The 9,095-nt window shown below is 71.9% G+C and carries 5 protein-coding genes; all 5 read left to right on the plus strand.

Annotated elements, in window-relative coordinates:
- The first annotated feature begins 432 nt into the window (after window positions 1–432).
- Window positions 433–3,411 carry a putative bifunctional diguanylate cyclase/phosphodiesterase gene (locus ACWGKU_RS38960; RefSeq protein WP_452180878.1) on the plus strand — a complete coding sequence of 993 codons (2,979 nt, stop codon included), beginning with the start codon at window positions 433–435 and terminating at the stop codon, window positions 3,409–3,411.
- 331 nt (window positions 3,412–3,742) lie between these two features.
- Entirely contained in the window at window positions 3,743–5,596 is a 1,854-nt protein-coding gene (locus ACWGKU_RS38965) for an acetolactate synthase large subunit (RefSeq protein ID WP_401043802.1), read from the plus strand.
- A gap of 37 nt (window positions 5,597–5,633) precedes the next feature.
- On the plus strand, window positions 5,634–6,158 hold the full coding sequence (gene ilvN, locus ACWGKU_RS38970) for an acetolactate synthase small subunit (RefSeq protein WP_049657946.1): 525 nt from the start codon (window positions 5,634–5,636) through the stop codon (window positions 6,156–6,158).
- A gap of 104 nt (window positions 6,159–6,262) precedes the next feature.
- Window positions 6,263–7,261 (plus strand): ketol-acid reductoisomerase, encoded by a 999-nt coding sequence (ilvC, locus tag ACWGKU_RS38975; protein WP_401043804.1) that lies wholly within the window; start codon window positions 6,263–6,265, stop codon window positions 7,259–7,261.
- A gap of 244 nt (window positions 7,262–7,505) precedes the next feature.
- Window positions 7,506–9,092 carry a phosphoglycerate dehydrogenase gene (gene serA / locus ACWGKU_RS38980; RefSeq protein WP_401043809.1) on the plus strand — a complete coding sequence of 529 codons (1,587 nt, stop codon included), beginning with the start codon at window positions 7,506–7,508 and terminating at the stop codon, window positions 9,090–9,092.
- The last annotated feature ends 3 nt before the right edge of the window (window positions 9,093–9,095 follow it).

The following is a 9,095-nucleotide window of genomic DNA, read 5'->3' on the forward strand; positions in this document are numbered from 1 at the left end:
GTCCGGGGCCGCCGTTCGTCCGTCCTGGAACCGGTGTTCGGGCGCCGCCGCGTGCTCCCGTGCGCGCCGCGTGAGCCCCCGCCCGCGCGCCGCCGCCAACCGGGCCGATCCGTAGGAATCGGGGGCATTTCCCCACCCTTTCGCCATTACTCTAAGTTGAGTGTGCGTGTCATTGAGTGACGGGATTGGTGTAGGGTCCATTTTGGGAGCATCGGTACGGTGCGGCGACCGGCAGGCCGCCCACCCCCTGGGCCACCGTCCTGACGGGGCGCCAGGCCACCGCGTACGTCCGAGAGGTGCGCGGCCGGTGGTCCGTGGCCGGGGCGCGAGGCCCCGGGCCGGAGGGGGAGAGGCCGAGTGAGCTCCACCGAAACGGTGCTGCCCGGAACCGGACGGCCGGAGGCACCGCACACCGACACGTCCGCCGCCGACGTGCCCGCGCCCGCCCGCCGCAGCCCGCTGTGCCGGCTCCGGGCCAGCCGCACCCTGCCCGGGTTCGTCCTGGGCGCACTCTGCCTGGCCTACGCCGCGGGCGCCGCCGCCGGCTGGGGATCACACCAACTGTCCGTCTTCATGGGCGACTTCGGACTGGCCGCGGCGGCCCTGGCGGCCGCGCTGTCCTGTCTGGTGTACGGCTGCACGGTCGGCGGGCACGCCCGGCCGGCCTGGCTGCTGTTCGGCCTCTCCTCGCTCATGGTCGCCTTCGGCAACGGCACCTGGGGCTGGTACGAGCTGGTCGTGCGCACCGCGCTGCCCCGGGACTCGCTCGCCGAGTACGCCTTCCTGCTCTTCGCCCCGCTCGCCATCACCGGCGTCCTGGTGCTCGCCCAGCACCCGCGCACGGCGGCCGGCTGGCTCTGCCTGCTGCTCGACGGCTGGCTGATCGCCGGCTCGCTGTTCACCCTCAGCTGGAGCCTGGCACTCGGCCGGATCGCGGCCGGCGAGGACGGCTCACCGCTGCGCCTGGCCCTCAACCTGGCCTACCCGGTGCTGGACATCCTGCTGGTCAGCCTGGTGGTCGGGCTGCGCTTCGGCGGCCGGGACGGCAACCGGGCGGCGGTGCACACGGCGATGGTGGCGCTCGCCGTCACCGTCACCTGCGACGCCCTGTTCACCTCCCCGGAACTGCGCAGCACCTACCACTCGGGCGAACTGCTGGACGCCGGCTGGTTCGCCGGCAGCCTGCTGCTGGCCTGGGCGCCGTGGTCGCCGCGCTGGCGCCGCCCGCTGCGCGAGCACCCCTCGGCCGGCGGCCTGCCGCACCGCCGGGTGGCCACCACCTTCAGCGCGCTGACCCCGTACGCGGCCGCCGCGGTCTGCACCGCCGGAATCCTCTACAACGCCCTCGGCGGAAGGGAGTTGGACCGCGTGGTGGCCGCGGCGGCCTGCACCGTCGGGCTGGCGCTGATCCTCCGGCAGGGCGTGATGCTCCTGGACAACCTGTCGCTGGCCCAGGAACTCGCCCACAAGGAGGCGCACTTCCGCTCCCTGGTGCAGGGCTCCAGCGACGTCATCATGATCGCCGGCGCCAACGGCGTGCTCTCCTACGTCTCCCCGGCCGCGCTCGGCGTCTACGGCCGGGACCCGGAGCAGCTGGTCGGCGGCAACCTGCTGGACCTGGTCCACCCCGAGGACGTCGGCCGGGTGCTCGCCGAGGTCCGCCGCTACCTCGCCAGGGTCCGGCTCACCACCCACCGCAGCCCCGGCGGCGCCGAGCTCTCCGCCCGGGTCGAGTGCCGGATCAGCTCCGGCGCCGGCGAGTGGCTGCACGTCGAGTCCACCGTCAGCAGACATCGCGACGGCCTGCTGCTCAACAGCCGGGACGTCACCGAACGCGTCATGCTCCAGGCCCAGTTGCAGCACAACGCCTTCCACGACCCGCTCACCGACCTGCCCAACCGGGCGCTGTTCACCCAGCGGCTGCGGGCCGCCCTCGGCGCCCGCGGCCAGCAGGGCGGGACGGGCGCCGGGATCGCGGTGCTCTTCCTCGACCTGGACGGCTTCAAGGCGGTCAACGACACCGCCGGGCACCAGGTCGGCGACGAACTGCTGGTGCAGGCCGCCCGCCGGCTCCAGAGCGCCGTCCGCTGCGGGGACACCGTCGCCCGGTTCGGCGGCGACGAGTTCGCCGCGCTGGTCTGCGGCCCGCTCGGCCGCCTCCAGGTCCAGGAGCTGGCCGAGCGGCTGCGCCTCGCGCTCTCCGAGCCGTACTGGATCGGCGGTGCCGAACTCGGCGTCGCCGCCAGCATCGGCATCGCCTTCGGCACCCCCGAGCGCGGCCCGGCGGCCGACCCCAGGGTCGCGGCCGACGAGCTGATGCGCAACGCCGACCTCGCGATGTACCGGGCCAAGTCCGAGGGCAAGGGCCGGGTGGTGCTCTACACCCCCGCGATGCGGGCCGACCTGGAGCGCCGCACCGAACTGGAGGAACGGCTGCGGATGGCGGTGAGGGAGGGCGGCTTCACGCTGCTCCACCAGCCCGTGGTGGACCTGCGCAGCGGCGCGGTGACCGGCGTCGAGGCGCAGGCCCGCTGGCGCTCGGTGGGCGGCCTGCTGCTCACCCCGGCCGAGTTCCTGCGTTCGAGCGAGCACGGGGACGCGGCCACCCGGTTCTCCCGCTGGCTGGTCCTGGAGGCGGTCAGCGCGGCCGTCGAGCGGCGCACCCTGCCGGGCCGGGGCCGCGGCGCGCCGGAGCCCGTCCCGGTGGCCGTCCGGCTCTCCGTGGAACGGCTCTGCTCGCCCGGCCTGTACGAGACGGTGGCCGCGGCGCTGCGCGACAGCGGGCTGCCGGCCGACGAGCTGGTGATCGAGGTGGCCCGGATGGGCCCGGACTCGCTCGCCGACGAGCTCGGCCGCCGGCTCTCCGCCCTGCGCGGGCTGGGCGTCTCCACCTGGCTGGCCGGGTACGGCGCCGGCGGCGGCTCGCTCGGCGCCCTCGCCCGGCTGCCGCTGGACGGGCTCAAGCTGGACCGCACGCTCGTCCAGGACCTCGGCGAGTCCGCGCTCAGCCGCACCCTGGCCGGGCACGTGCTGCGGCTCGGCCGCGACCTCGGGATGGCCACCGCCGCCGAGGGGGTGGACCTGCCCCGCCAGGTCTCCGCGCTGCAGGAGCTGGGCTGCGGGCAGGCCCAGGGCTCGGCCTTCGCCCCGCCGCTGGACGAGCCCCGGCTGCGCCGGGCGCTGGCCCGCCGCGGCTACCCGCTGCCCGCGCCGGCGGGCCCGGTCCCGGCCCGCCGCGCGTACCCTCCCGCCGCCGACGACACCCGGACGAGTGGCCGCACGAGCGGCCGCACGGACGCCGCGCCGGGACGTGGCGTACATCACCATGGCGGCTCTGACCTGCCCGAACACCGTGCCGTCACTGGTCCGCCGGGGGGTCCGTATGGCGAGACGGTCGTCCCACCTGCTTGACATGCCGCCCCGGACGGGAGGAAGGTCGTTGCCATGCGCACCCGAATTCTCGTACTTGGCGGGCGCGTCGGCTGAGTGGGCTCGTACGCCCTGCTCGTGACAGACCGACGCGCCACCCCTCGCATGCCCTTGGGCACGAGGGGTTTTTTGTTGCACTGACGCTGTTCCACCTCCGCAAGACCCCTGGCCTCGGCCGCCCGAGCATGTCCGACTTGTCGGATCGAGCGGGACGATTGAGGCAGAGCCGGCGCTCGGCCCGGACCGGGACCCCACCCTCGCAGCACCGGGGCCCGCAGCACCTGGTCGGCAAATCCCGAGAAGAGACAGGCAGATGACTGAGCACGCCGCATCCCCCCGCCGCGGGGACAACCCGGCCGCCAACGCTCCCGCTCCCCAGCACGTCGTCGAGACCATGACTGGCGCCCAGTCGCTCATCCGTTCCCTGGAGGCCGTGGGCGCGGACACCGTCTTCGGCATTCCGGGCGGGGCCATCCTTCCCGCGTACGACCCCCTGATGGACTCCGTCAAGGTGCGCCACATCCTGGTCCGCCACGAGCAGGGCGCCGGTCACGCCGCCACCGGCTACGCCCAGGCCACCGGCCGGGTCGGGGTCTGCATGGCGACCTCCGGCCCGGGCGCGACCAACCTGGTCACCCCGATCGCCGACGCCTACATGGACTCGGTGCCGGTCGTCGCGATCACCGGCCAGGTCTCCTCCAAGGCGATCGGCACCGACGCCTTCCAGGAGGCGGACATCTGCGGCATCACGATGCCGATCACCAAGCACAACTACCTGGTCACCGACCCGGCCGAGATCCCCCGGGTGATCGCGGAGGCCTTCCACATCGCCGCCACCGGCCGCCCCGGCCCGGTCCTGGTCGACATCGCCAAGGACGCGCTCCAGGCGACCACCACCTTCCGCTGGCCGGTCGAGACCGCGCTGCCCGGCTACCGCCCGGTGACCAAGCCGCACGCCAAGCAGATCCGCGAGGCCGCGAAGATGCTGGTCGGCGCCAAGCGTCCGGTGCTGTACGTCGGCGGCGGCGTGCTCAAGGCGCAGGCCACCGCCGAGCTGCGGATCCTCGCCGAGCTGACCGGCGCCCCGGTGGTCACCACCCTGATGGCGCTCGGCGCCTTCCCGGACAGCCACCCCCAGCACCTGGGCATGCCCGGCATGCACGGCTCCGTCCCGGCCGTCACCGCGCTCCAGAAGGCGGACCTGCTGTTCACCCTCGGCGCCCGCTTCGACGACCGCGTCACCGGCAAGCTGGACGGCTTCGCCCCCGGCGCCAAGGTCGTCCACGCGGACATCGACCCGGCCGAGATCGGCAAGAACCGCCCGGCGGACGTGCCGATCGTCGGCGACGCCCGCGAGGTGCTCGCCGACCTGATCGTCGCCGTCCAGGCCGAGTTCGACGCCGGCCACCGGGGCGACTACACCGAGTGGTGGGAGCGGCTCGACGAGTGGAAGAAGACCTACCCGCTCGGCTACGAGCCGGCCCCGAACGGGCAGCTCTCGCCGCAGCAGGTCATCGAGCGGATCGGCCGGCTGGTCGGCCCCGAGGCCATCTACGCCGCGGGCGTCGGCCAGCACCAGATGTGGAGCTCGCAGTTCATCCAGTTCGAGAAGCCGGGCACCTGGCTCAACTCGGGCGGCGCCGGGACGATGGGCTACGCCGTTCCCGCGGCGATGGGCGCCAAGGCCGGCCGCCCGGAGAGCGCGGTCTGGGCCATCGACGGCGACGGCTGCTTCCAGATGACCAACCAGGAGCTGGTCACCTGCGCCCTGAACGACATCCCGATCAAGGTCGCGGTCATCAACAACGGCTCGCTGGGCATGGTCCGGCAGTGGCAGACGCTGTTCTACAACCAGCGCTACTCCAACACCGTGCTGCACTCCGGCCCCGGCCACGACGGCATCGAGCCGCCGGCCCAGGGCACCCGGATCCCCGACTTCGTCCTGCTGTCCGAGGCGATGGGCTGCGTCGGCCTGCGCTGCGAGCGCCCCGAGGACCTCGACGCGGTCATCAAGCAGGCGATGGAGATCAACGACCGCCCGGTGGTCATCGACTTCATCGTCCACCAGGACGCCATGGTCTGGCCGATGGTCGCGGCCGGCACCAGCAACGACGAGATCCAGTTCGCCAAGGGCGTGCGCCCCGACTTCGGCGACGACCTCGACTGACCAGCCCCTGCAGTTTCCAGAACGACTGAGGAATCCCATGTCCAAGCACACCCTCTCCGTCCTGGTCGAGAACAAGCCCGGCGTGCTCGCCCGCATCGCCGCCCTGTTCTCCCGTCGGGGCTTCAACATCGACTCCCTCGCCGTCGGCTCGACCGAGCATCCGGACGTGTCCCGGATGACGATCGTGGTCAACGTCGAGGACCTCCCGCTGGAACAGGTCACCAAGCAGCTCAACAAGCTCGTGAACGTGATAAAGATCGTCGAACTCGACCAGTCCGCTGCGATCCAGCGGGAACTGGTCCTGGTGAAGGTCCGCGCCGACAACGAGACCCGGTCGCAGATCGTCGAGATCGTCCAGCTGTTCCGTGCCAAGACCGTCGACGTGTCGCCCGAAGCGGTGACCATCGAGGCCACCGGCAGTTCGGACAAGCTGGAGGCCATGCTCCGGATGCTGGAGCCTTACGGCATCAAGGAGTTGGTCCAGTCCGGCCTGGTCGCCATCGGCCGCGGCGCGCGTTCCATCACGGACCGCTCGCTGCGCGCCCTGGACCGCAGCGCGTAAACAGCGCCGTCTCAAACCCTGACGCAAAGACCCAAACCCCCGCCGCGTGCGCATACGGTGAGCACCGCGTACCCGGCAACCATCACGCAAGGAGATGTGCCCCCGTGGCCGAGCTGTTCTACGAAGACGACGCCGACCTGTCCATCATCCAGGGCCGCAAGGTCGCGGTCATCGGCTACGGAAGCCAGGGCCACGCCCACGCGCTGTCGCTGCGCGACTCCGGCGCCGACGTCCGGGTCGGCCTGAAGCCGGAGTCCACGTCCCGCGCCAAGGCGGAGGAGGCCGGCCTGCGCGTCGTCACCCCGGCCGAGGCGGCGGCCGAGGCCGACGTCATCATGATCCTGGTGCCGGACCCTATCCAGGCCGACGTCTACGAGGCCGACATCGCCCCGCACCTGAAGGCCGGCGACGCCCTGTTCTTCGGCCACGGCCTGAACATCCGCTTCGGCTTCATCAAGCCCCCGGCGGACGTCGACGTCTGCATGGTCGCCCCGAAGGGCCCGGGCCACCTGGTCCGCCGCCAGTACGAGGAGGGCCGCGGCGTCCCCGCGATCGTCGCGGTCGAGCAGGACGCCTCGGGCAACGCCTTCGCCCTGGCGCTGTCGTACGCCAAGGGCCTGGGCGCCACCAAGGCCGGCGTCATCAAGACCACCTTCACCGAGGAGACCGAGACCGACCTGTTCGGCGAGCAGGCCGTCCTCTGCGGTGGCACCGCCGCCCTGGTGAAGGCCGGTTTCGAGACCCTGGTCGAGGCCGGCTACCAGCCGGAGATCGCCTACTTCGAGTGCCTGCACGAGCTGAAGCTCATCGTCGACCTGATGTACGAGGGCGGCCTGGAGAAGATGCGCTGGTCGGTCTCCGAGACCGCCGAGTGGGGCGACTACGTCACCGGCCCGCGGATCATCACCGACGCCACCAAGGCCGAGATGAAGAAGGTCCTCGCCGAGATCCAGGACGGCACCTTCGCCAACACCTGGATCGCCGAGTACAAGGCGGGTCTGCCCAAGTACAACGAGTACAAGAAGGCCGACGAGAACCACCTGCTGGAGACCACCGGCAAGAAGCTGCGCTCGCTGATGAGCTGGGTCAACGAGAAGGCCTGACCCCCTTCCGGGCCGTTCTCCGGGCCCGGTTTTGTTACCTCGTTGTACAAGTAGGCTGCTCTCGTCCGGGTGATTTCGCCGGACGGGAGCGGCCCGCTGTCCAGCCCGTCGATACACTCCGAGTGCGCGTCAGGCCCACAGCGTCGTGCGTCTACCTACGCGGCATGCCACCTTCCCCCGCCCTCCACGCCACCTACGTGCCCGGGGGAACCGGACAGTTAAGGACCCCACTGTCGTGAGCACTGTGACATCCAAAAGCGCCGTAGTTCTGATCGCCGAAGAGCTCTCGCCCGCCACCGTCGACGCCCTCGGCCCCGACTTCGAGATCCGCCACTGCAACGGCGCCGACCGCACCGAGCTGCTCACCGCGATCGCCGACGTCGACGCGATCCTGATCCGCTCCGCCACCAAGGTCGACGCCGAGGCGCTGGCCGTCGCCCGTAAGCTCAAGGTGGTCGCCCGGGCCGGTGTCGGCCTGGACAACGTGGACGTCTCCGCCGCCACCAAGGCCGGCGTGATGGTCGTCAACGCGCCGACCTCCAACATCGTCACCGCCGCCGAGCTCGCCTGCGGTCTGCTGATCTCCGTCGCCCGCAACATCGCGCCGGCCAACGCCGCGCTCAAGCAGGGCGAGTGGAAGCGCAACAAGTACACCGGCGTCGAGCTGAGCGAGAAGACCCTCGGTGTCGTCGGCCTCGGCCGGATCGGCGTGCTGGTCGCCCAGCGGATGTCCGCGTTCGGGATGAAGATCGTCGCGTACGACCCCTACATCCAGGCCGCCCGCGCCGCGCAGATGGGCGTCAAGCTGGTCACCCTGGAGGAGCTGCTGGAGGTCTCGGACTTCATCACCGTCCACCTCCCCAAGACCCCGGAGACCATCGGCCTGATCGGCGACGAGGCGCTGCACAAGGTCAAGCCGACCGTCCGCATCGTGAACGCCGCCCGCGGCGGCATCGTGGACGAGGAGGCGCTGGCGAGCGCGCTGCGCGACGGCCGGGTGGCCGGCGCCGGCCTGGACGTGTACGCCAAGGAGCCGTGCACCGACTCCCCGCTGTTCGCCTTCGACAACGTGGTCGCCACCCCGCACCTGGGCGCCTCCACCGACGAGGCGCAGGAGAAGGCCGGCATCGCGGTCGCCAGGTCGGTGCGCCTCGCGCTGGCCGGCGAGCTGGTGCCGGACGCGGTGAACGTCCAGGGCGGCGTGATCGCCGAGGACGTCCGCCCGGGCCTGCCGCTCGCCGAGAAGCTCGGCCGGATCTTCACCGCGCTGGCCGGCGAGGTGGCCGTCCGCCTCGACGTCGAGGTCCGCGGCGAGATCACCCAGCACGACGTGAAGGTGCTCGAACTGTCCGCCCTGAAGGGCGTGTTCGAGGACGTGGTGGCGGAGACGGTGTCCTACGTCAACGCCCCGCTGTTCGCCCAGGAGCGCGGCGTCGAGGTCCGGCTGACCACCTCCAGCGAGAGCCCCGAGCACCGCAACGTGATCACCGTCCGCGGCACGCTCGGGGGCGGCGAGGAGATCGCCATCTCCGGCACGCTGGCCGGCCCCAAGCAGACCCAGAAGATCGTCGGCGTGGACGCCTTCGACGTGGACGTGGCGCTCACCGACCACATGGCCTTCTTCAAGTACGAGGACCGCCCCGGCGTGGTCGGCGTGCTCGGCCGCCACCTCGGCGACGCGGGCATCAACATCGCCGGCATGCAGGTCGCCCGCGACGGCGGCAACGCGCTGGCCTCCATCACCGTGGACACCGAGATCCCGCAGGAGGTGCTGTCGGCCATCGCCGCCGAGATCGGCGCCCACTTCGCGCGCTCGGTCGACCTGGGCTGACCC

Source organism: Kitasatospora sp. NPDC054768 (assembly GCF_053612025.1).

Coding starts and splice junctions, on each gene's coding strand:
- ACWGKU_RS38965 (WP_401043802.1), top strand. CDS start 3,743: ATGACTGAGCACGCCGCATCCCCCCGCCGCGGGGACAACCCGGCCGCC.
- ilvN (WP_049657946.1), top strand. CDS start 5,634: ATGTCCAAGCACACCCTCTCCGTCCTGGTCGAGAACAAGCCCGGCGTG.